Below are 21,406 nucleotides of genomic sequence, written 5' to 3'. Positions count from 1 at the left end.
ATTACTCCTCGTCTTTATCAGTTTGCGCAACATCCAACTTATCGGAAACGGGTTCCATACCGGTGGATGCAAGCACTTCGTTCAATTCTTTTTTCATACCGAAGTAATTTTTATTGGTATGTGCAGCCATCAACAGCCCATCATCAGTCCTTATCCATATGCGCCTATGGTTGATGTAAGAGCCAATTGCGAGTCCAATCAGGAAAATGACGAATCCAGTGGCAATCAATGGGATGGTGTGGTCTTTTTTAACCGTGAGCACAGTCGCGATATGCTCTTCTGCACCGACGAACCGAACGCTGTATTCGTTATTTTCGGTGATATCTGTACTGTTCATTATTTGCAGTAAGCTCAGCTCACTGTCATCTCCATCTGCAACTTCAAACACAAATGCTGGGTTTCTTGGGACCGGAGTCTCTGATATGAGTGTACCATTCTCAGCGACTTCGAGAAAATCAGGCGAGTAAGCCCGCATATTTACATTGATGTCTTCCGTGATCGGGAAAGTCGACTCCGGATTTTCGAGGTTCACTGTAAAGTTATCTCCGATAGTATTACCTGAAGCATCTTCGAGTCTGAAAGTCATCGATTTCATCTGTGAATTATCATAACTTGACTGATACACGTCATAAGAGTCGAAGCGGTACGGATGGTTCACTTGGATGCTAGACTCGTCAATCGCTTCCAAATCCGGTGCCGAACCCACTATGTCGGCACTTTTATTTTCATAAAAAGTGATGTCAGTCTGGAAATTGCTAATGACACTCGAGCCTTCAGCCAATGCTTTTTGGAAGACTTCACCATCATCTTTCTCATAAGTGTCGATGGTAAATTTTTCATTTTTAATATAATACTGCCCTTCGGTGGTCGGGATTTCTTCGGTCTCCCCCTCATTGATATAGAGAATTTCATCCACATACATCCCTGGGAAGAATCTTAGCATGCTACCGAGAAGAAGCAGAATCAGGCCTGTGTGGTTGATGTAAGGGCCGTATCTTGAGAGTCTGCCCTTTTCAAGCAGATAATTTCCGTCCTCTTCCCTCACCTTATATCTTTTTTTGGCAAGACCATCGACCAATTTCTTCACTTTACCAGCATCTTCATCCGTTGCAGAAAGCCTTTGTCTTCTGAAGAAAGTACTGTGTTTTTTAACTCTCTGATTCCTAAGCGACTTAAACAGCGGTATTCCCCTGTCTATGCTTGCAGCTATGATGGATAATGCAAGCATGCCATTTAGGATAAGGAACCACCAGGATGAATAGAGGTTATGGAAGCCGAGAGAGTAGTAAAGATACCCTAAAGAGCCGTAGTTTTCCTGATAATGTTCCGCTGGATCTACACCCATTGGGATGAAATATTCCTGAGGGAAGATTGTGCCGATCGCTGCTGCAACCGCGATTGCGAGTATGATGCTGACACCCACTTTGATTGAGGTGAAAAATATCCATATTTTATCAAATATACTCTTAGAGCGGGTTTTTGACCTTACGGCACTGCCATCATAACGCATCAAGTCTTTGATTTTGTCTTTGTCATAATCATTGTCGATCATTTTACCGCAGGACTGGCAAAGTTGGGTTCCGGGCGGATTGACATGCCCACATGATTCACATCGTATGTCCTTGAGCTTCATTTTAAATCCATCCTATTCTATGGAAGCCTCTATGAAGGAGGCGATATCCTCATGATTCAATTGGTATTCTTGTTTTTTAACCACTACTCCATCCTTATTGACGGCGATGGTTGTAGGGAGTGGTCCGATGTTATATGCATCGGTTACACTTTTTTCGCTGTCCAGTGCTATAGGGAATTGCAGCTCTGCATCCAAACCGGAAATGAATTGTCTGATCTGTTGTTGATTCTCACCGACATTGACTGCGATGATTTCATAATCTTCATGCCCATCTATGTAAAAATCATTCATATCAGGCATTTCTTCACGGCACGGCTTGCACCATGTGCCCCAGAAGTTCAGGATCACACCTTTTTCAGCAGTTAATTCAGAAAGTTGGATGGTTTCACCTTCCAGTGTCGACAGTTTGAAATCTGTAGCTTCGTCGCCGACATTCACAGTTTTTGTGCCTGAGGTCAGATTGAACCACAGCGTGATACCGATAAGTAGCGTAATCAGTATTATGATGCTGACCCTGAGCACGTTCCTGGTACTCTTCTTCATTTATTTCACCTACCTATCCCTATACATAATGTCCATTATAGCATCATATAATTTAAGCCTACATGACAGTATTATGACAATTCTGTTCTATCTGGATTTGGCATTGGCGATCAATTTTTTGACTTCATGCGGCTTGAGGAAACGATACTCCCCTTCGCTCAGGCCATCCAAAGTCAAAAAGTCATAGTTGATGCGTGTCAATTTCACAACGTTGAGACCGAAATGTTCAAACATCCGTCTAACTTGACGGTTACGCCCTTCGTGTATGGTGAGCTCAAGGATCATGTTCTTATTATTCTTGTCCCTAATGACTTTAAGTTTTGCAGGAGCTGTCAGCCCATCATCGAGTCTGATTCCTTCCCTCATCATTTTTTGCTGTTCCCTCTTTAGGATGCCATCGACTTTGACCCTGTATATTTTGCTCATTTCATATTTCGGATGCGTCATGTACTGCGTGAATTCTCCATCATTCGTCAACAGAAGGATACCGGAAGTATCATAATCGAGCCGCCCTACAGGATATAGGCGGACATCCATTTGCTGGAAGGCATCTGTAACTGTTCTGCGCTGCCTGTCATCTTCGACGGCAGAAATTTCGCCACCTGGTTTGTAATAGAGGATATAGACTTTCTCCTCAGTTTCAAGTGGCACGCCATCCACCTCTATCTTATCGGAATCAACCACTTTACTGCCGAGTTCCGATACTGTCTTGCCATTGACTTTGACACGCCCTTCCTTTATCAGGTCCTCAGCCTTTCTCCTAGATGTATAACCACTGTTTGCAATTGCTTTTTGTAGACGCATTTCTTCCATTATTCTTCCTCCTTCATGTTATCAAAAAATAAGTCGATTTCTTCTTGTTCTGAGATATCCGCTTGTGTAGGGAGTTCTTCCAAATCGGTCAATCCGAAAAGCTGTAGAAAATAATCTGTCGTTATGAAATGGGCCGCCCGCGCATCTTGTATGTTCTTTTTGGCAATCAACCCCTTACTCAGCAAGGTGCTGACAGGCCCATCAGAATTGATTCCTCTCATCACTTCAATATCCCCTCTTGAAAGGGGTTGGTTATAGGCAATTATGGATAGGACTTCAAGCGCAGCTTGTGACAGTTTCTGTTTTGGGCGGTCGCTGAGTACGCGTTCTACATACTTCTCCATCGCTTGGGATGTCTTTAGAAAGTATTTGTACCCATGCTTTTGAATGATGAAATTCGGTTTATCGTAATTATCCGTCACTCTCTCCAATTGTTCCTTAGTAATGGGAACATGCATGATCAGTTGTTCTTCTTCCAAGCCTATATCACCTGCAATGTACAACAGCCCTTCTATAATTTCAATTTTTTCCATTACTCCAACAGCCTCTCAATTTTATAATCTCCTCCCTGCACCCTATATATCCTCATTTGGCCTTCCTTGACGTAGTCCAACAGTACTATGAATACAGCTACAACTTTGGATCTTGATTCATCAAAGTTGAAGAGTTCATGAAACGCAAGTGAGTCGCGATCTGTGAAATGCGCGCCAATGAACGACTCGGCCATTTTACGTGTGTATCGTTCATGGTTGATGACAATGTTCTTTGGCTGATCTAATGCAACCCTCGACCGTACTTTTTGATAGGCGACAAGGAGTTCAGATATCGAAACATCCATCTCGTCTTCTGACACATCCACTTCTTCATACTCTTCTGGCGGCTTGATATACAAGCGTTCACTCTCTTGCTTCATCATGGAAAGCTGTTCTGCATATTGTTTGAAATTTTGATATTCAATCAGTTGCTCCATCAATGATTCTCTTGGATCTTCGAACGGTTCCTCAGCGTATATGGGTTCGGGAAGAAGTGTGTGACTCTTGATTTTCAGCAGTTCACTGGCCATAAGCAAATATTCGCTTGCGACGTTGATCTCAAGTTCTTTCATTTCTTCAATGTATTCCATATACTGGCGGGTGAGCACCTTCATCGGTATATCATAGATATCAATTTCCAATTCTTTGATCAGATGAAGAAGGAGATCGAGAGGCCCTTCGAATACATCGAGGCGCACTTTATAACCATCCATAAAATAACCTCAATTGTTAGGAGCTGGCACAATGGAACGTACACAACTCTTAGATTTCTATAACGAACTCATTATAAAGCAAGATTACTTCGAATGCCATGAAATCATGGAGAGTCACTGGAAATCGAAGCCTGTCTTGACTAAACATGATCCGGAAGTCTTTCTTATTTTGGTAGCAGTTGCAGAATACCATTACAGGCAAGGAAATACAGCAGGGGCCGAACGTTCCTATAGCCGAGCCATCGCACTTTATGATGCGCATGAATATGACCTTTTTTCTTTAGGCATGACTGAAATTCTTATCACAATGATTCACGAAAGAAAGAAGCATATTAAAACCATACCCTTCACCCCCTTGCAATTCCCCCTCACCGATGAGACATGGTCGCACCTGCACGCCATGCAGGATCCATCGACTCCTATCGGGACATTCAGGGAGATGGCCATAAATAGATTCGTACAGGAAGAAGGAATCGTGTTTAAGCATAGGCTCAGGGATCGTTCGGATGTAATTTCAGACCGGAACGCTGCCATTAAAAAAAGAAAACATCAAAAGTGATGTTTTCTATAGCACCATGACCCAATATCCAATCCCCCATGCGAGTGCCGCCAAGACAATCAGAATGAAGGTGAACTTTTTATTTCGCATGTGAGACAATCTCTTCAAACAGGCTTTTGCCATGCGTTTTATACTCAATGTTGAAGTTTTCGGCGATGGTGGCTGCCAAGTCGCTGAAAGTCTCGGAATTGCGCAGTGCTTTATAGTTCATATCTTTTCCAGATTTAATCAGGAGAGGCACTGACTCCCTTGTGTGGTCGGTACCTTTGAACGTAGGGTCATTTCCGTGGTCAGCTGTAATGATGAGCAGATCGTCAGCCGCCAATCTGGAAACGATTTCCGGTAGCCTATCATCAAAAGCTTTCAACGCTTTGCTGTAGCCTTCTGAGTCTCTCCTATGGCCATAGAGTGCATCAAAATCAACCAGATTGAGGAAAGAAAGACCTGTGAAATCACGATCCATGACTTCGAGCAGCTTATCGATGCCATCTTCATTATTCTTTGTTCTGACAGCATCTGTCACACCGGAGCCTGTGAAGATATCGTTGATTTTGCCTATGGCGATTACATCATTACCATTATCATCAAGCGCGTTCAGCACAGTTCTGCCGAAAGGTTCAAGCGCGTAGTCGTGTCTGTTTTCAGTACGTTTGAAGTCGTGTTTCGACTCCCCGATAAATGGCCTTGCAATGATGCGGCCCACCAGGAAATCCGGGTCAAGTGTCATCGCCCTGACCTTTTCACAAATCTCGTAGAGTTCTTCAAGAGGCACAACATCTTCGTGAGCCGCAATCTGAAGGACGGGGTCATTGGATGTGTAGATGATCAAGTCGCCTGTTTTCAATTGATGCTCGCCATATTCCTTTATGATATCCGTACCACTTGCCGGTTTGTTCCCTAAAATGTCACGGCCTGTTGCTTCCCGGATTCTATCCAGCAGAGCTTCAGGGAAACCATCTGGGTATACTTTAAAGGGTTTTTTGATATCAAGACCGGCGATTTCCCAGTGGCCTGTCATAGTGTCCTTGCCTTGTGATACTTCATCCATTTTACTGTGGAATGCTTCAGTATCCTCCGGGCAATCGATGTCTGGCAATGCGTCTATGCATCCCAGACCGAACTTTTCCAAGTTTGGGAGTTCTACAGGATATTGCTCGAGTGTATGTTTTAGTGTATGCGACCCTTCATCCCCAAAATCTTTGGCATCATGCTGAGCTCCGATTCCAACAGAATCAAGTACTACCAGGTGTATTCTTTTAAACATGCTATCTCCTACTTTCTTGGATGGAATTGTTTGTACATTTCCCTGATCTTTACGGTCGAAATTTGTGCGTAGATTTGAGTGGTGCTGATATCGGAATGCCCCAACATCTCTTGCACGGCTCTTAAGTCAGCACCATTCTCAACAAGGTGGGTGGCGAAAGAATGCCTGAAGGTATGCGGCGTGATGTTCTTTCCAATGCCGCTCAGCACTTCATATTTCTTTATCGTCTTCCATAGTCCTTGGCGGGTGAAGCCCTTTCCCCTATTCGTCAAAAAAAGTATATCGGTATTCTTATCCTTAAGTAATGACAATCGTCCTGATGAAATATGTGAGTCAAGAAGATCGCCTACATAGTCTGTAATCGGTACGATACGCTCCTTGTCGCCTTTTCCTTTTACGCGGATGAAGCCAAGATTCGTATTGATATCATTTGTCTTGATGTCGATCAATTCACTGACCCGGAGCCCTGAAGCATAGAGTAGTTCCATCATGGCACGGTCCCTTCTGCCCGCAATCGAGTCGTCGGGAGTGGATAGTAGTGTTTCCATCTCTTCAACAGTCAAGTAGACAGGTAAGGTCTTGCCTTTCCTTATGGATTGGAGGCGTAGTGCCGGATTATGTGCGGTGATATCATCATTCACCAGGAACTGATGGAAGTTTTTCAGTGTAGACTGCATGCGCGATAAAGTTTTGGCGCTTTTACCTTGACCATCCAACATCTTGAGGAATTGAATCAGGAATTCGGTGTCGAGCCGATTCAAGTCATCTATGGCGGAGTCATTCAAATAAGTCTGATATTTTTTAAGATCTTGATGGTAAGATTCGATTGAAGATTGGCTCAGACCTTTTTCCACTCTCAGAAAGAGGAGATATTCATCGATGTATGCGTCGAAATTCATTTTTTTCGGCTTCTTTCCTGACAATCCCGGCATACGCCGTGGAAGGTCAAGCGATGGTCCAGAACTTTAAAGTTATAATCATTCTCAACTATCTTCTCCACGTCGCCAAGCAGGTCTTCTTCAATTTCCTCAACTGCGCCACATTCCATGCAGACAAGATGGTGATGGAAGTGTTCAGCCCCTTCTTTGCGGAGGTCATAACGGCTGACCCCGTCCCCGAAATTGATCTTATCGAGCACTTTCAGCTCACTTAGAAGTTCCAATGTACGATAGACGGTCGCCAAGCCGATTTCCGGGTATTTATCTTTCACTTTAAGAAAGACATCCTCTGCACTCAGATGATCCCTTTCATTTTCGAGCAGGACCCGCACCGTGACTTCCCTCTGAGGGGTCAGTTTGTATTGGGCACCCTGCAGTGTCTCTTTGATTCTTTGAATCCTATTTTCCACGGGTTCACCCACTTTGTAATATAATCACAGACATTATAACGGATTTGTATAAAATTTTAAAGGTGTTTAAAATGATTATAAATTGTGGGTGGCCAACACATGTTGAACTGCGACGATTGTTTTGGCATCTTTGAATGCCCCACTTTCGAGTTCCACCCTCAGTTGATCGAGATCGATCTTCACAATGTCGAGGAATTCATCATCGTCCAGTTTCTGCGGCTTGAAGGATACATCTGCCGCTTCATAAAGATGGACATATTCATTGGAAAATCCAGGAGACACATAGAAAGACTGAATTTTTTTCAGTTCCCCGGCGGTCCCGCCAACTTCCTCCCTCAGCTCTTTTCTAGCCGTTTCAATAGGTGCTTCGCCTTCCTCGATTTTGCCTGCCGGGATTTCGAGCAGGAATTCTTCCGTTGAGACCCTGTATTGTCTGACAAACAGCATCTGGTTGTCCTGTACCGCAATCAGACATACCGCACCCTTATGATAGACGATCTCCCTATCAGCTTCGGCGCCGTTCGGCAATTTCACCCGACTGTGGTCCACTTTAATTACTTTGCCGTCAAAAATTCGTTCGCTTGAAATCAGTTTTTCTTTAAGGTGATCATATTGTTGGTCATTATCCATTTCATTACGCTCCATTATTGAGTTCTTTTAAAACCATATGTTTATATTAACACACGTATGGCCTGCCATATAGTTTTCAGACGTATGAATAAAGGCAAATATGTGCAACTTGGGCGTCTGAATTGGTATAATCAAATCACATATTCAATGGAGGGAGAACCATATGCGACAACTAAATTTAAAAGATGGATTGAACATTTCCGAGTTTTCCTTGGGATGTATGAATCTGCCACTCGACGATAAAAATGAGATGGAGAAAATCATTCAATTTGCATTGGAGTCGGGGATCACCCATTTTGACACTGCCGATCTCTATCAGTTCGGGAAAAACGAACAGGAATTGGGCAAAATACTGAATGTTTTCCGCTCTACCTATGATTTCACCATCGCGACAAAGGGAGGAAATGAATTCGATCAGAAGACCCAGGAGAAAATAGGATGGAACCCTACCCCAAAGCATATCAAATCAGCCATAAAAGACTCGATGCACCGTCTTGGAGTAGATCACATTGATCTATACCAACTTCATGGTGGCACCATTGAAGATAATAAAGACGAGACCATCAGTGCATTTGACGATCTGAAGCAGGAAGGGTTGATCACAAGCTACGGCATATCATCGATACGGCTGAACGTCATCGACTATTACTTGCGCCACAGCGACATGTCGACAATCATGATGCAGTTCAACCCATTGGATAACCGCCCATTGGAAGTTTCAAATTCCCTTAAAGAAGATGTTGCGATCCTGGCACGCGGACCAGTCATGAAGGGCGCCCTCAGCAGTAGCTGGAGAAGTGTCATTGAAGAAAAATTCCCTGATGGGTTCCTCGATTATTCCTGCGAAGATCTGAAAGGGAGCCTGGAACGTCTGAGTGAAGTGGAAGATGATTTAACCGCTTTGTCCTATGCGTTCCTGAGATATAATGAAGCTGCCATAGTCAATGGGGTGAGCAGTCTGAAACAGCTGGAGTCGAATATCGAAAGCTACAATAAAATGCCAGACCTGTCACAGGAAGAATATAAGGCAGTTCTCGATGCGGTGAAAATAATCAAATATGAGGAGCATCGTGCATGAGGAGTTTCATAAAATGGGGAGTCGGACTATCAGGCTCCCTTCTCGTATTACTTATCTCACTTGGCTATTACGCTTCAAGCCAAATCCTTTTCTTTAAACTGCGGGATGTCGAGATCATCAAACGCAGGGAAACGCGTGCTAAGAGGCTCGATATGAACGAATTCAAAAAGCTTCCGCAAGATGATATCCTCATATCTTCTAAATTCGACTACAGCATCAATGCCATCTTCACCCACCCTAACGAAACAAACAAATGGGTGGTCTTGTGCCATGGCGTGACGGAGAATAAAATAAGTTCCATAAAATACCTCAATATGTTCACAGATATGGGCTACAATTGCGTAATCTACGATGCGAGGCGACATGGGAACACAGGTGGACTCCATTCGACTTACGGCTTCTACGAAAAATATGATCTAGAGACAGTGATAGAATACCTTTTTGACCACTACGGACCTGATATACAGGTGGGTGTGCACGGAGAATCCATGGGAGCGGCCACCATGCTGCTCTATGCAGGTGAATTATCGAATCGCGCTGAATTCTATATATCGGATGCTTCATTTTCCACTTTTGGAGATGAACTCACCCACATCTTCAGCCAATATACAAAAATTGGATCCCCTCTAGTACTCATATTCACAAATATATTCTTCCGCCTGAGAAGCCGATTCTCACTCTTTAAAGTTTCCCCACACCGGGTGGTGGACAACATCAGGCAACCGATACTCTTCATCCATTCAAAACCTGATAAATTCATCCCATATACGCACACAAAAGAACTGTATAAAAGAAAAAAGGCGCCTAAGGCAGCCTGGTATCCCGATCGGGGTGGTCACGTTGAAAGCTTCAACCGAAACCCTGAAAAATATCGGCAGGTAATCACTAGCTTCATTGCGAATCACGTGGGATGGTGATTTCCATGAAGTCATAGGCTAGCAGCATGTTTTCAGGTAGCGTGCTACTGATGCTGTTGATCTGCTCCTGATCATATCGATTGCTGATATGACTGAATATGAGCTTTCCATATGAAATGGATGAAAAGTTTTTTTGTACTTCTGACATTTCGGAATGGTAGTAAAGATGTGCTTTTTCGCCCTCTCCATCGAGATATGTTGCCTCATGGACGATAAGGTCTGATCCATCAACCAAATCCAAGTAATCCGGATGCTGAATCACCCTTGTATCACCATGGACTGCCACTTTTCTGCCTTCTGTCGGGGGATTCATGAATTCTGACGTATTGTATATCTGTCCATCAAATTCAAAAGTGTCCGACTGTTTTATCTCTTTATAGAACGGGCCAGGCTGTATGCCAAGTCGCTTCAATTGTTCATCTTTTAGGGCGCCTGGCTTGTCTGGTTCAATGAATACATAAAGGTAGCTCTCAATGGCGTGGTCCAGCAGATAGGATTTCACTTTGAAACCATCTGCGTCAAACTCCATATTATGTGCAACCTCTATATAGTGAATCGGATAGTTCAAATGTGAAGCGCTTGTCCTTAAGGTCAGCTCCACCCACTCCTTCAAGCCGGCAGGTGCATAAATATATAAAGGCACCCCTTCCCCGCCCTGGTGGGCACGAGAAGAGAGAAACCCCGGCAGGCCGAAGATATGATCTCCATGGAGGTGGGTGATGAAGATGTGTTTGATTTTAGCCGGTCGTATCGTTGTGCTCATGATGCGATGCTGTAGTGCTTCAGAAGCATCAATGAGGAAATATTGGTTGAGTTCCTCGACCACATCCAATATATAACTTTGGGTATTTCTTGATTTCGAAGGTATGCCCGCACCGGAGCCGAGTATTTTAAATTTCATGCAATCACCTATCATTAAATGTTGGTTCATTATATCATAGTTATGGAGTTGTGTTTTTCAGAATACAGTGGAATAATAATATAAGAAAATTTTTGATAAAAGGACTTGTTTGCATATGACCCAATCATTTAAAGCATCCATCGCATTGTTTGGCGCTACGGGGGATCTTTCCAGAAGAAAACTTCTGCCATCCATGTTCCATCTGTTCCAGGAAGGTTCATTGACACATGATTTCGCCATATTGGCGATAGGACGTAAAGATATGAATGATGAAGACTTCAGGGAAGTGGTACGCATTTCCCTGCAGGACAACGAAAAGCTGGAAAGTCTCGAAGGGCTGGACTCCTTTTTGAGCTGCATTCATTATGTGCAGGTAGATATTACCGATGTCGATAGCTATTCGACATTGAAGGATAAATTTGAGAGTGTAGAGGCGTCCATCGACACAGAGGGGAACAGATTGTTCTATTTGGCGATGCCTCCTCAATTCTTTACGGTCATTACGGATAATCTACGACGTTCAGGTGTCACAGAGACCAAAGGTTATAAGAGACTGATAATCGAAAAGCCATTCGGCAGGGATTATGAAAGTGCCTATAGACTGAACGAGGACATCTCCAAAACATTTGAAGAACATGAAATATACAGAATAGATCACTATTTGGGGAAAGAGATGGTGCAAAACATTGAAGTCATCCGGTTCAGCAATAGTTTGTTCGAACCACTGTGGAACAACCACTACATCTCAAATATCCAAATCACCTCATCCGAATCCTTAGGTGTACTTGGTCGTGGTGAATATTACGAAAGAAGTGGCGCAGTCCGGGATATGTTCCAAAACCATATGATGCAGATCGTCTCACTTCTTGGCATGGAACCCCCGATCAGTTTAAGCAGTGATGATATACGGGACGAAAAGATAAAAGTTTTGAAGAGCATTAGGAAAATAGATAAAAAGGATGTAAAGAATCATTTTGTACGCGGTCAATATGATGAAGGAAGAGTAGATGGTGAGTATGTATGCAAATACAGGGATGAAGAAGATGTCAGCGAAACCTCCAACACTCCGACCTTCATTGCCGCCCGTCTCTTCATAGATAACTTCAGATGGGCAGGCGTCCCTTTCTATATCCGTACCGGCAAGAGGATGAGGAATAAGGAGACGAAAATCGTTGTGGAATTTAAAGAGGTGCCAAAAAACCTGTATTATCAAAACGAGCAGGACGATGTACTCTCTAAAAACCTTCTCATTTTACGCATCCAGCCTGACGAAAGCATCTCTTTGCAACTTAACGTCAAAGACCATGGCAGTGAAAAGGATACAAAGGAGATTAAACTCTCCTATGCAATCGACAATAAAGACCTTGCGCGTACAGTAGATGCGTATGAGAATCTGATATATGACTGTCTGAACGGGGACGCAGCAAACTTTACCCACTATGAAGAGTTGATGAATGCCTGGCAATTTGTAGATTCGATTAACCAGGTATGGGAGTCTGACATCGCTCCGTTCCCAAACTACAGGGCAGGCTCTGATGGTCCTGTAAAAAGCAATCTGCTCCTCTCGAAAGATGGGTTCAAATGGTGGAATGTATAGAAATGAAGTGAGGTTAATATGCAAACAGTAAATTTTGTAGAGAGGTTCATTATATATATAGAAGATCATATCAGGGAGAATATAGATTATGATGAGGTACTTCTTGATATGTCCGTAGAACCTAAATCATTCATCACAATTTTTTCTTCATTGGTCGGGTTCAGCCCTTACGAGTATCAGATGAGGCGTAAAATGACAGAGATTGCATATGAATTAGAGGCGGGGCACAGACGATTGATTGATATCTCCAAGCAGTATGGCTTTCACGATATAGAACAGTTTAAGAAAACATATCGTGAAGCGTTTGGGATATCGCCCTACGAAACTGAGAAGTATTTTCAAACTTTGGATCTTACAGAACGCATATCTTTTGAAGTGGTTCCGGTTGAACGACCAAAATACCGTTCCACTGAGCAGCATGTTGAAGGGTTCAGAATCATAGGTGCCGTCCGCCGTTTCTCAGTAGACCATTATAGTACATTGATGAAGTATGACTTTTTATCATATCTTGAAGATAACCATGTGTTGGAGGAGCTACTCAAGTATAATGACGGTCATATAAAAGGCATCATACTTCTTGAAAGATATATAGGAGGTAAGATGGAATTGATGATCGGTGTTTCCTCCCTCTCCCCTGCACCATTTGAAGAGACTTATACGGAATCTGGAGATTATGTCATCTTCGAGTCTGAAGGGGATCCGGAGATCGTCAGCGAAGACATCTACCGTTATATATTCCGTAGATGGCGATTCAAGGAAGATCGCGAGTTGAATTGTTCCTATTCCATGGAGCTGATCAAAAGTAGAGGATTGTTTTTCTCTGAGGATAGTAAAGTACAAGTATGGCAACGTTTATCTGATTAATAAAAACGCAGTGTGAAGTTGACTTCAATCAACATCACACTGCGTTTTTTTACTATTGCCAGTCGGTGTGGAAGACGCCTGGCTGATCGATTCTTTCATAGGTGTGTGCACCAAAGTAATCACGTTGGGCCTGAATCATATTGCTGGACACACGTTTTTGTTTCATGCTGTCAAAATAAGAGAGGGCACTCAAGAAACCAGGCACTGGAATTTCATTTTCAATCGCCTTGATGGCAATGCTCCTTAGACTCGGATGTGCTTCCTTTACCACAGATTTGAAATAGTCATCAAGAAGCAGATTGTCGAGTTTAGGGTCCTTTTCATATGCTCTATTGATCTCTTCAAGGAAGTGCGCCCGGATGATGCATCCGGCCCTCCAGATCATGGAAATCTCCCCCAACTGCAGATTCCATTCATAGATGTCACTTGCTTCTTTCAATAGGCGGAAACCTTGTGAATAGCTCATCAGTTTACTTATATATAAGGCATTTTTTAGATCTTCAAGAATTTCATTCTTGTCTTCTTGCGGGAGGGCTCCCATTTCGGCATCATACGCCTGATTGATCTGCGCACGCTCATCAATCAGACTTGAGAGGCATCTTGAGAACACACTGTCTGTAATGATGGAAAGTGGAATGCCGAGTTTCAGACCTTCTATACCAGTCCATTTGCCTGTGCCTTTTTGCCCGGCCTTATCCAAGATGAGGTCAATGATATATTCACCGTCTTCATTTTTGAATTCAAGGATGCGTGCAGTGATTTCAATCAGATAACTGTTTAGGTCGCCCTGATTCCATTCATCGAACACTTCACTCATCTCTTTATTACTCATGCGGAGGCCATGCTTCATGAAATAGTAGCTCTCTGCAATGAGTTCCATGTCTGCATATTCTATACCGTTATGGATCATCTTGACATAATGGCCGCTACCATTATTGCCGATATAGGTGACGCATGGTTTACCATCATCTGCCTTGGCTGAAATTTTTTCCAGTATATCCTTAACATTATCATAGGCAGACTTTTGACCGCCGGGCATTAAAGAAGGACCATTCAATGCACCTTCTTCTCCTCCACTGACTCCCATGCCAATGAAGTTGATGCCCATTGCTGTCAACTGTCCGTTGCGACGCTGTGTATTCTCATACTGTTCATTACCGCCATCTATCAGTGTATCCCCCTCCTCCAACAAGGGGGCTATTTGTGAGATGGTATTATCAGTCACTTCTCCTGCTTTAACGAGAAGCAATATGTTGCGAGGTTTTTTAAGGCTCTTTACGAATGATTCTAAAGAAGAAGAAACCGATACTCCTTCTTCCTTCAGTTCCAAAGTCCTGTTTTTTCTCACATCTTCGTAAAAGTCAAATGTAGTAACATCAAATTCATTCCGGGCCATGTTCTTGGAGATATTTGTGCCCATAACCCCCAAGCCGACCACTCCGATATCATACAGCATATATGCTACTCCTTATCACTTTGGACTTTGATGATGCCTGTAACGAGTTCAGCGACCTTGACGAGCTCTTCGACCGGGATGCGTTCTTCGGTAGTGTGGATGTTTTCATATCCGACTCCGAGTATTACTGTGTCTATTCCGTGTCCTACGAAGATGTTGCCATCACTGCCGCCCCCGAGGCTGATTAAGTCCGGTGTCCTGCCAATTTTTTCGATGGCTTTGACAGCTGTAGTCACTACTTCAGACTCTTTCCCAGCATCCAATGCAGCATACATGACCTCGGACTTGATTTCTGCATGTCCGCCCATCTCAGAGGCAGTGGTTTCAAATACATCTTTCATATGCGCCACTTGTTTTTCCATCTTATCGCCATCAAGGCTACGTGCCTCTGCAAGCAGGTATACATGGTCCGTCACGACATTGGTTGCGCCACCACCTTCAAATCGGCCGATATTTGCTGTAGTTTCTGAATCTATCCGACCGAGCTTCATCTGGCTGATTGCCTTGGCTGCAATGTTTATGGCGCTGACGCCTTCTTCAGGTGCTACACCTGCATGTGCTTTCTTACCATGGATGTTCACTTCAATCTTACTTTGGGTCGGTGCCGTAGTCACTACGGTGCCGACTTTACCTGTAGAGTCTATGGCATATCCGAAACGACTCTTCAAACGTGATGCGTCGAATGCCTTGGCTCCGACCAAGCCAGATTCTTCTCCAACGGTAATTACAAATTCAATATCGCCATGTGGGATTTCAGATTCCTTGATTGTGCGGATGGACTCTATGATGGCTGCAATTCCGGCCTTGTCATCTGCACCAAGTATAGTAGTCCCATCACTTACGATATAACCATCTTCGATGGCTGGTTTAACATTTTTTCCGGGTGCCACCGTATCCATATGAACCGTAAAATAAAGTGGTTCAGCTTCAGTGTTGCCGGCCATCCTCACAAGGATGTTGCCTGCACCGTATCCCGTGTCCTTTTGGGTATCGTCTTCTTCTGCTTCGACACCCATTTCCCTGAAGGTCTTCAGCAGATAATCTGCAATTTCCCTCTCTTCTCCAGTTTCGGAATCGATTTGGACCATTTCCATGAATTGCGAAGTCAATCTTTCTTGATTCATTGTGTGTTCCTCCTGTTACTGAGTTGATTGTGGATGTTCAGTGTATTATAATGTAAAGAGTAAAAAATTGAGGATGATTCCATGCAAAATAAGAAAATGCAGAGAGTAGTAATCTGGTTTATGATCTTTCTGATAGTGATTTCTGGTGTGCTTTTCGGCATCAGCATGCTCACTGCGATTTAATCAAATTAAAGAGGTCCCTCGGGACCTCTTTTTATTATATCAGATATCTTTGCCGTGCTCCTCAAACCAAGCCTGCAGATCCATGATTACACTCATGGTTTCATGGCCTTCAATGTTATGGCGTTCTATCATATCTACAATCTTACCGTCTTTGAAGAGTGCGAATGATGGCGAAGAAGGCAGGAAATCTGGTGCCTTTTCCCTGACATGCTCAGTGGCTTCCTTATCCTGTCCGGCAAAGACCGTAAGCAGTTGGTCAGGAAGCTTATCATAGTTGAGTGCATGCTTTGCTGCCGGACGTGCAATTCCGCCGGCACAACCACAGACTGAATTGACCATCACCAAAGCCGTCCCTTCCTTCAGGAGGTGCTCATCCACTTCTTCAGGCGTCGTCATTTCAGTATAGCCCGCTTCCCTCATTTCGCTTCTTGCAGTAGTGACAATATCATTCATGTACATGTTGAAATCCATATTCATTGCAAAAATCCCTTCTTCCAGTCCTTATGATCCAAAGCATATGCAAAGGATTTGATGACTCAATTCTATATTCAATCACTCTTTTTGTAAAGCTTAATAGATTGAAGTATGTTCGATGGAATAGGCTTCAATACGCTGTTTGACTGCTTTCAGGAATTGTCCCGCCACGAGACCATCCAATATGCGGTGATCAATGGATAAGCAGAGGTTGACCATGTCCCTTACTGCGATCATATCGTCTATGATCACAGGCTTCTTAACGATTGATTCCACTTGCAGTATGGCAGCTTGGGGATGGTTGATGATTCCCATTGATTGAACCGATCCGAATGCACCCGTGTTGTTGACAGTAAAGGTGCCGTTTTTCATATGGTCTTGAGTCAGTGCATGCCTACGACCGAGAGAGGCAAGTTCGCTCACCTGCTTTGCTATCCCTTTAATCGACAGATCGTCCGCATTCTTGATTACAGGGACATACAACTTATCATCTCCTGCGACAGCAATGGAGATATTGATATCCTTATTGACGACAATCTTATCACCTTGCCATGAACTGTTCAGCATAGGATACTCTTTCAAGGTTTCAGCCACAGCTTTTACAAAGAAGCTGAAGAACGTCAGATTATATCCTTCACTTTCTTTAAAAGCATTCTTATGCTTGTTTCTGACATTGACTAGATTGGTCGCGTCGACTTCCATCATCAGCCAAGCATGTGGAATCTCCTGACTGGATTGAACCATCTTATTGGCGATTGCTTTGCGTACTCCTGTTACCGGAATCTCTTCACCCGGGGTCGTAGGAGTTTCTATAGGAGCCACAGGTTCAGTGCGGCTTGGAGAATCGGCCTCTTTATGTTCTTCTTGTTTAGGCTCCACCTGACCGGTGTTGCCGGATTCTATCGCAGCTATAATATCTTTCTTCGTAATCCGACCTTCAAATCCGCTACCTTCAACCGTTTTAAGATCGATATCGTTTTCTTCGGCTAAGCGCATGACTACAGGAGAAATCCGCGTCTTCTGCCCTTTAGTCTTTGTGGATTTTTCTTCTTCAGGATTCTCATCTGCCGTCCCTACGCTTGACTCCTCAGGGTCTGACACGGGCTCTGTATTTGAACCCCCTTCCGTCTCCATCATGCAGATGGGCGTACCTACCTCAACAGTATCCCCCTCGTCAACGAGCAAATCTTTGATTGTACCGTCAAATACAGAGGGGACCTCGGCGGTGACTTTGTCGGTTATGACTTCACATAAAGGTTCATATTCTTCTATTTTATCGCCTTGCTTCACCAGCCACTTTTCTATCGTTCCTTCAGTGACACTCTCACCAAGCTTTGGCATAAGCACCTTTTCCATTACTCTTTTCCTCCTTAGTGTTCGGCAAGTTCCATCATTTTGGCTTCTATCTTGTCCGGATTGATCATGAAGAAATCTTCCATCGGCGGAGAATATGGCATTGCCGGGACATCTGGTCCTGCCAGACGCATTATCGGAGCATCGAGATCATATAGGCAGTTCTCTCCTACAATAGCTGACACTTCGCTCATCACGCTGCCCTCGAGATTGTCCTCAGTCACCAGAAGTACTTTACCTGTTTTGGATGCCGCTTCTATGATGCTTTCCTTATCCAGAGGATAGATGGTGCGCAAGTCGAGGATCTCTGTTTCATACCCCTTCTTGGAAAGTCTCTCGGCAGCCTGCATGGCATAATTGACGCAAAGCCCGTAAGTTATGACTGTAATGTCATCGCCTTCACGCTTGACGTCAGCTTTGCCGATCGGGACAGTATATTCGCCTTCAGGAACATCTTCTTTAAGGAGACGGTATGCCTTCTTATGCTCGAAGAAGAGCACCGGGTCATTATCACGTATTGCGGAAATGAGCAGCCCCTTAGCGTCGGAAGGAGTGGATGGTATGACCACCTTCAACCCGGGAGTTGAAGTGAATATCGTTTCTATCGACTGCGAATGGTAAAGAGCACCATGGATGCCGCCGCCGAAAGGAGAACGGATCACCATCGGACAATTCCAGTCATTGTTGGAACGGTATCTGATTTTCGCCGCTTCGTTTAAAATCTGATTTGTCGCAGGTAGAATATATTCTGCGAATTGTATTTCGGCAACAGGTCTTTTGCCCATCATCGCAGCGCCGATGCTGGTCCCGACAATGTTCGATTCTGCAAGAGGTGTGTCCAGACAGCGCATTTCTCCGTATTTCTCCTGGAGACCTTCAGTCACTTTGAAGACGCCGCCCTTTTTGCCGACATCCTCCCCCAGTACAAATACACTATCATCTCTTCCCATCTCATAATCCAGTGCTTGATGTATTGCTTGCAGATAGGATGTCTTAGCCATTGTTTACCTCCTCATATACATGCGTCAGCGCTTCTCTAGCATCCGGATAAGGCGCTTTTTCTGCTGCCTTGGTCGCATCGGTGACGATCTTTTTCGCTTCGGCTTCGAGAGTTTCGAACCATTCGTCATCGGCAACTTCATACTCTTTGATGTAGGCTTTAAACCGCATGAGGCAATCCTCTTCTTTCAGCTCACCTTTTTCCCTGTAGCTGTCGTCATCGTCCGACGAATGAGCGGTCAGCCTTGTCGACATTGCTTCTATAATAGTGCCGCCTTCACCATTCATTGCACGCTCCCTAGCCTCTTTGACAGCTTTATAGACGGCTATCGGGTCGTTGCCGTCAATGTGCTCTCCGTGGATTCCATATCCAATTGCACGATCGGACAGCTTGTCTGCACCATATTGAAGCTCCACCGGTACACTTATGGCGTATTTATTATTTTCTATGATGCATATAAACGGCAGTTTATGTACGCCTACAAAGTTCAACCCTTCGTGGAAGTCGCCCTGGTTCGATGATCCTTCGCCGAGTGTCGTCAGAGCAACGCGCTTTTCGTCATCCATCTTGAACTTGAAGCTGGCACCGACTGCATGAAGGACCTGGGTCGCAACACAGGAACCTTGGGTCATGATGTTATTACTTTTCTTACTGAAGTGTGAAGGCATCTGTTTGCCGCCACTTGAAATATCACCTTTTTTGGCAAAAGCAAAAAGCATGGTCTCTTCAGCCGTCATGCCGAAATGCGTCACTAGGGCGAGGTCCCTGTAATAGGGGCTGATTACATCAACCGCTGTATCGAGCGCATACCCTGCCCCTACTTGAGTCGCTTCCTGACCTTGGCACGAAATGACGAAAGGCAGTTTCCCGGCACGGTTCAAAAGCCACATCCTCTCATCCAATCTTCTTGCAAGGTGCATAGTCCTATACATTTCCTTTAAATCATCGGGAGTGAGCCCCGCTTCTCTATAATCCAACACGATAAATCTCCTCCTTATACATGGATGGCCTGACCTTCGGCGCTGAGTCCCAATTCCATCAGAACTTCGCCGATGGATGGATGTGCATGGATGGCTGAACCAAGTTCGAGCGCAGAAGCGTCCAGGAATTTGGCGAGTGCCACTTCGTTTATAAGCTCAGTTGCTTCCGGTCCGATTAATGAAATCCCTAAAATGTCCTTTGTATCCGGATCCGTGAGAATCTTGCCAAACCCTTTTGAGCCATTACTGATGACTGCCTTACCGATGGCGGCGAACGGAACTTTATGGACATTGTAGGAAATGCCTTCTGATTTTAATGTAGCTTCAGTCATGCCGATAGAGGCAACCTCAGGCGAGGTATAGATACACCTTGGTACAGCGTTGTAATCCACTGGATGAGGTTTATTATCTGCCATATGCAAGACGGCATTGATTGCCTCTTTAGTTGCTACGTGCGCCAGTTGAAGGTTGCCGATGGCATCACCGACTGCATAAATGTGCTTATCTTCAGTCTGGTAGTTCTCGTTAACGGTCAAGTAACCGCCATCGAGTTTGATTTTAGTATTGTTTAACCCGATATCAGCAGAATTAGGAGCTCTACCAATCGCCACAAGCACTTTATCGAAGACGCTTGGTTCGTCGTCATCGATTGCAAGGCTGACGGTGTCCTCCCCTACTTCTATGTCTGATTCATCCAGCGCATGGCCGGTCTTGAATGTGATGCCTCTAGACTCTAATGATTGCTTCAGCTGTTTGGCGATATCCCCATCTTCCAGGGGGATGATCTGATCCCCCGCTTCAATTACCGTTACAGCACTACCGAGATCATTCATCAGACTTGCAAATTCAAGGCCAATCACGCCGCCACCGATGATTGCCATTTTAGCAGGGATGCTTTCTAGGGTCATCATATCATCACTTGAGAGTACAACTTTGCCATCAAAGGGAAGGACTGGCAATGGGCGTGGATATGAGCCTGTTGCGATTAATACATGTTGATTTACCAGTATATCGCTTTCCCGCTCTTCATCTTCAGGATATTCCACTGCAATTGTCCCCGCCATCGGTGAGAAGATGGAAGGTCCCAATATACGTCCATAACCATTATAGACGTCAATGGCATGCTTTTTCATAAGGTGTTTTACACCATTATACATTTGGTCGACGACAGCGATTTTGCGTTCCTGCACTTTAGCCATATTAACTACAGGTGTTACCGACTCTATGCCAAAGGTGTCTGCATTTTTCATGGCATTTGCGGTGCCCGCTGACTGCAGGAGGCTTTTAGTAGGTATGCAGCCTTTATGGAGGCAGGTGCCACCCAATTTTTCCTTTTCAACAAGTGCAGTCTTGAAACCCAGTTGGCTGGCTTTGATCGCTGCAACATAGCCTGCAGTACCGCCACCAAGTATAACTAGGTCATATTCATGCGCCATTCGTTTT

General features: G+C 44.3%; 23 protein-coding genes. 6 read left to right on the top strand and 17 right to left on the bottom strand.

Annotated features, from left to right (window positions below; translation table 11 throughout):
- Position 1: 1 nt before the first annotated feature.
- From ABD734_RS07245 to ABD734_RS07225, 5 genes are all read right to left on the bottom strand, one after another.
- Complete coding sequence (locus ABD734_RS07245; protein ID WP_344702924.1) at positions 2-1,633, bottom strand: cytochrome c biogenesis ResB family protein; 1,632 nt, start codon at positions 1,631-1,633, stop codon at positions 2-4.
- A 12-nt stretch (positions 1,634-1,645) separates the two neighbouring features.
- Entirely contained in the window at positions 1,646-2,176 is a 531-nt protein-coding gene (locus tag ABD734_RS07240; protein WP_344702922.1) for a redoxin domain-containing protein, read from the bottom strand.
- Between the two features lie 87 nt (positions 2,177-2,263).
- Entirely contained in the window at positions 2,264-2,989 is a 726-nt protein-coding gene (locus ABD734_RS07235; protein WP_344702920.1) for a pseudouridine synthase, read from the bottom strand.
- Positions 2,989-3,522 (bottom strand): SMC-Scp complex subunit ScpB, encoded by a 534-nt coding sequence (gene scpB, locus ABD734_RS07230; protein ID WP_344702918.1) that lies wholly within the window; start codon positions 3,520-3,522, stop codon positions 2,989-2,991. Before scpB ends, ABD734_RS07235 begins: the two co-directional genes overlap by 1 nt.
- Positions 3,522-4,235 carry a segregation and condensation protein A gene (locus ABD734_RS07225; RefSeq protein ID WP_344702916.1) on the bottom strand — a complete coding sequence of 238 codons (714 nt, stop codon included), beginning with the start codon at positions 4,233-4,235 and terminating at the stop codon, positions 3,522-3,524. Before ABD734_RS07225 ends, scpB begins: the two co-directional genes overlap by 1 nt.
- Before the next feature lie 31 nt (positions 4,236-4,266).
- Here ABD734_RS07225 and ABD734_RS07220 point away from each other — a divergent pair, with 31 nt between their 5' ends.
- A complete protein-coding gene (locus ABD734_RS07220; RefSeq protein ID WP_344702914.1) occupies positions 4,267-4,794 on the top strand; it encodes a DUF309 domain-containing protein in 528 nt (175 codons plus the stop codon).
- A gap of 79 nt (positions 4,795-4,873) precedes the next feature.
- On the opposite strand, the gene deoB is transcribed toward ABD734_RS07220, so the two are convergent.
- The 4 genes from deoB to ABD734_RS07200 form a co-directional block, all read right to left on the bottom strand.
- Entirely contained in the window at positions 4,874-6,058 is a 1,185-nt protein-coding gene (deoB, locus tag ABD734_RS07215; protein WP_344702912.1) for a phosphopentomutase, read from the bottom strand.
- An 8-nt stretch (positions 6,059-6,066) separates the two neighbouring features.
- Positions 6,067-6,957: a site-specific tyrosine recombinase XerD gene (xerD, locus tag ABD734_RS07210; protein ID WP_344702910.1), complete on the bottom strand. Its 891-nt coding sequence runs from the start codon at positions 6,955-6,957 to the stop codon at positions 6,067-6,069.
- The gene (gene fur / locus ABD734_RS07205; protein ID WP_344702908.1) at positions 6,954-7,406 is read right to left on the bottom strand and encodes a ferric iron uptake transcriptional regulator; all 453 of its coding nucleotides are present in this window, start codon (positions 7,404-7,406) and stop codon (positions 6,954-6,956) included. The genes xerD and fur overlap by 4 nt, the downstream gene beginning before the upstream one ends.
- A 75-nt stretch (positions 7,407-7,481) precedes the next feature.
- Positions 7,482-8,036, bottom strand: coding sequence for an NUDIX hydrolase (locus ABD734_RS07200; RefSeq protein WP_344702906.1), 555 nt, complete (start codon positions 8,034-8,036; stop codon positions 7,482-7,484).
- Positions 8,037-8,199: 163 nt separating this feature from the next.
- On the opposite strand from ABD734_RS07200, the gene ABD734_RS07195 reads away from it, so the two are divergent.
- Both ABD734_RS07195 and ABD734_RS07190 read left to right on the top strand, forming a co-directional pair.
- Positions 8,200-9,114 carry an aldo/keto reductase gene (locus ABD734_RS07195; RefSeq protein WP_344702904.1) on the top strand — a complete coding sequence of 305 codons (915 nt, stop codon included), beginning with the start codon at positions 8,200-8,202 and terminating at the stop codon, positions 9,112-9,114.
- Entirely contained in the window at positions 9,111-10,031 is a 921-nt protein-coding gene (locus ABD734_RS07190; protein ID WP_344702902.1) for an alpha/beta hydrolase, read from the top strand. Before ABD734_RS07195 ends, ABD734_RS07190 begins: the two co-directional genes overlap by 4 nt.
- Here the strand turns inward: ABD734_RS07190 and ABD734_RS07185 are convergent.
- The gene (locus ABD734_RS07185; RefSeq protein ID WP_344702900.1) at positions 10,006-10,932 is read right to left on the bottom strand and encodes an MBL fold metallo-hydrolase; all 927 of its coding nucleotides are present in this window, start codon (positions 10,930-10,932) and stop codon (positions 10,006-10,008) included. The two genes, ABD734_RS07190 and ABD734_RS07185, sit on opposite strands and share 26 nt — an antisense overlap.
- 115 nt (positions 10,933-11,047) lie before the next feature.
- Between ABD734_RS07185 and zwf the strand changes: the two genes are divergently transcribed.
- The gene (gene zwf / locus ABD734_RS07180) at positions 11,048-12,529 is read left to right on the top strand and encodes a glucose-6-phosphate dehydrogenase (protein WP_344702898.1); all 1,482 of its coding nucleotides are present in this window, start codon (positions 11,048-11,050) and stop codon (positions 12,527-12,529) included.
- 18 nt (positions 12,530-12,547) lie between these two features.
- Entirely contained in the window at positions 12,548-13,393 is an 846-nt protein-coding gene (locus ABD734_RS07175; protein ID WP_344702896.1) for a helix-turn-helix domain-containing protein, read from the top strand.
- A 52-nt stretch (positions 13,394-13,445) separates the two neighbouring features.
- Here the strand turns inward: ABD734_RS07175 and gndA are convergent, their stop codons facing one another.
- Together gndA and ABD734_RS07165 are read right to left on the bottom strand one after the other, a co-directional pair.
- Positions 13,446-14,849, bottom strand: a complete 1,404-nt coding sequence (gene gndA, locus ABD734_RS07170; RefSeq protein WP_344702895.1) for an NADP-dependent phosphogluconate dehydrogenase — start codon at positions 14,847-14,849, stop codon at positions 13,446-13,448.
- A gap of 5 nt (positions 14,850-14,854) precedes the next feature.
- Positions 14,855-15,973, bottom strand: a complete 1,119-nt coding sequence (locus ABD734_RS07165) for a M20/M25/M40 family metallo-hydrolase (RefSeq protein ID WP_344702893.1) — start codon at positions 15,971-15,973, stop codon at positions 14,855-14,857.
- Positions 15,974-16,054: 81 nt separating this feature from the next.
- On the opposite strand from ABD734_RS07165, the gene prli42 reads away from it, so the two are divergent.
- Complete coding sequence (gene prli42 / locus ABD734_RS07160) at positions 16,055-16,156, top strand: stressosome-associated protein Prli42 (protein ID WP_344702891.1); 102 nt, start codon at positions 16,055-16,057, stop codon at positions 16,154-16,156.
- Between the two features lie 39 nt (positions 16,157-16,195).
- Here the strand turns inward: prli42 and ABD734_RS07155 are convergent, their stop codons facing one another.
- From ABD734_RS07155 to lpdA, 5 genes are all read right to left on the bottom strand, one after another.
- Positions 16,196-16,633: a BrxA/BrxB family bacilliredoxin gene (locus ABD734_RS07155; protein WP_344702889.1), complete on the bottom strand. Its 438-nt coding sequence runs from the start codon at positions 16,631-16,633 to the stop codon at positions 16,196-16,198.
- A 93-nt stretch (positions 16,634-16,726) separates the two neighbouring features.
- Positions 16,727-17,986, bottom strand: coding sequence for a dihydrolipoamide acetyltransferase family protein (locus tag ABD734_RS07150; protein WP_344702887.1), 1,260 nt, complete (start codon positions 17,984-17,986; stop codon positions 16,727-16,729).
- A gap of 14 nt (positions 17,987-18,000) precedes the next feature.
- A complete protein-coding gene (locus ABD734_RS07145) occupies positions 18,001-18,984 on the bottom strand; it encodes an alpha-ketoacid dehydrogenase subunit beta (protein WP_344702885.1) in 984 nt (327 codons plus the stop codon).
- Positions 18,977-19,963, bottom strand: coding sequence for a thiamine pyrophosphate-dependent dehydrogenase E1 component subunit alpha (locus ABD734_RS07140; protein WP_344702882.1), 987 nt, complete (start codon positions 19,961-19,963; stop codon positions 18,977-18,979). Before ABD734_RS07140 ends, ABD734_RS07145 begins: the two co-directional genes overlap by 8 nt.
- 14 nt (positions 19,964-19,977) lie before the next feature.
- Complete coding sequence (lpdA, locus tag ABD734_RS07135) at positions 19,978-21,399, bottom strand: dihydrolipoyl dehydrogenase (protein ID WP_344702880.1); 1,422 nt, start codon at positions 21,397-21,399, stop codon at positions 19,978-19,980.
- Positions 21,400-21,406 lie beyond the last annotated feature (7 nt).

The organism is Salinicoccus jeotgali (assembly GCF_039538805.1).
GTDB lineage: Bacteria > Bacillota > Bacilli > Staphylococcales > Salinicoccaceae > Salinicoccus > Salinicoccus jeotgali.
Note: the sequence above shows the minus strand (reverse complement) of the source record. Positions and strands in the feature narration are given on the sequence as shown.

Coding starts and splice junctions, on each gene's coding strand:
- ABD734_RS07245 (WP_344702924.1), bottom strand. CDS start 1,633: ATGAAGCTCAAGGACATACGATGTGAATCATGTGGGCATGTCAATCCG.
- ABD734_RS07240 (WP_344702922.1), bottom strand. CDS start 2,176: ATGAAGAAGAGTACCAGGAACGTGCTCAGGGTCAGCATCATAATACTG.
- ABD734_RS07235 (WP_344702920.1), bottom strand. CDS start 2,989: ATGGAAGAAATGCGTCTACAAAAAGCAATTGCAAACAGTGGTTATACA.
- scpB (WP_344702918.1), bottom strand. CDS start 3,522: ATGGAAAAAATTGAAATTATAGAAGGGCTGTTGTACATTGCAGGTGAT.
- ABD734_RS07225 (WP_344702916.1), bottom strand. CDS start 4,235: ATGGATGGTTATAAAGTGCGCCTCGATGTATTCGAAGGGCCTCTCGAT.
- ABD734_RS07220 (WP_344702914.1), top strand. CDS start 4,267: ATGGAACGTACACAACTCTTAGATTTCTATAACGAACTCATTATAAAG.
- deoB (WP_344702912.1), bottom strand. CDS start 6,058: ATGTTTAAAAGAATACACCTGGTAGTACTTGATTCTGTTGGAATCGGA.
- xerD (WP_344702910.1), bottom strand. CDS start 6,957: ATGAATTTCGACGCATACATCGATGAATATCTCCTCTTTCTGAGAGTG.
- ABD734_RS07200 (WP_344702906.1), bottom strand. CDS start 8,036: ATGGATAATGACCAACAATATGATCACCTTAAAGAAAAACTGATTTCA.
- ABD734_RS07195 (WP_344702904.1), top strand. CDS start 8,200: ATGCGACAACTAAATTTAAAAGATGGATTGAACATTTCCGAGTTTTCC.
- ABD734_RS07190 (WP_344702902.1), top strand. CDS start 9,111: ATGAGGAGTTTCATAAAATGGGGAGTCGGACTATCAGGCTCCCTTCTC.
- ABD734_RS07185 (WP_344702900.1), bottom strand. CDS start 10,932: ATGAAATTTAAAATACTCGGCTCCGGTGCGGGCATACCTTCGAAATCA.
- zwf (WP_344702898.1), top strand. CDS start 11,048: ATGACCCAATCATTTAAAGCATCCATCGCATTGTTTGGCGCTACGGGG.
- ABD734_RS07175 (WP_344702896.1), top strand. CDS start 12,548: ATGCAAACAGTAAATTTTGTAGAGAGGTTCATTATATATATAGAAGAT.
- gndA (WP_344702895.1), bottom strand. CDS start 14,849: ATGCTGTATGATATCGGAGTGGTCGGCTTGGGGGTTATGGGCACAAAT.
- ABD734_RS07165 (WP_344702893.1), bottom strand. CDS start 15,973: ATGAATCAAGAAAGATTGACTTCGCAATTCATGGAAATGGTCCAAATC.
- prli42 (WP_344702891.1), top strand. CDS start 16,055: ATGCAAAATAAGAAAATGCAGAGAGTAGTAATCTGGTTTATGATCTTT.
- ABD734_RS07155 (WP_344702889.1), bottom strand. CDS start 16,633: ATGAATATGGATTTCAACATGTACATGAATGATATTGTCACTACTGCA.
- ABD734_RS07150 (WP_344702887.1), bottom strand. CDS start 17,986: ATGGAAAAGGTGCTTATGCCAAAGCTTGGTGAGAGTGTCACTGAAGGA.
- ABD734_RS07145 (WP_344702885.1), bottom strand. CDS start 18,984: ATGGCTAAGACATCCTATCTGCAAGCAATACATCAAGCACTGGATTAT.
- lpdA (WP_344702880.1), bottom strand. CDS start 21,399: ATGGCGCATGAATATGACCTAGTTATACTTGGTGGCGGTACTGCAGGC.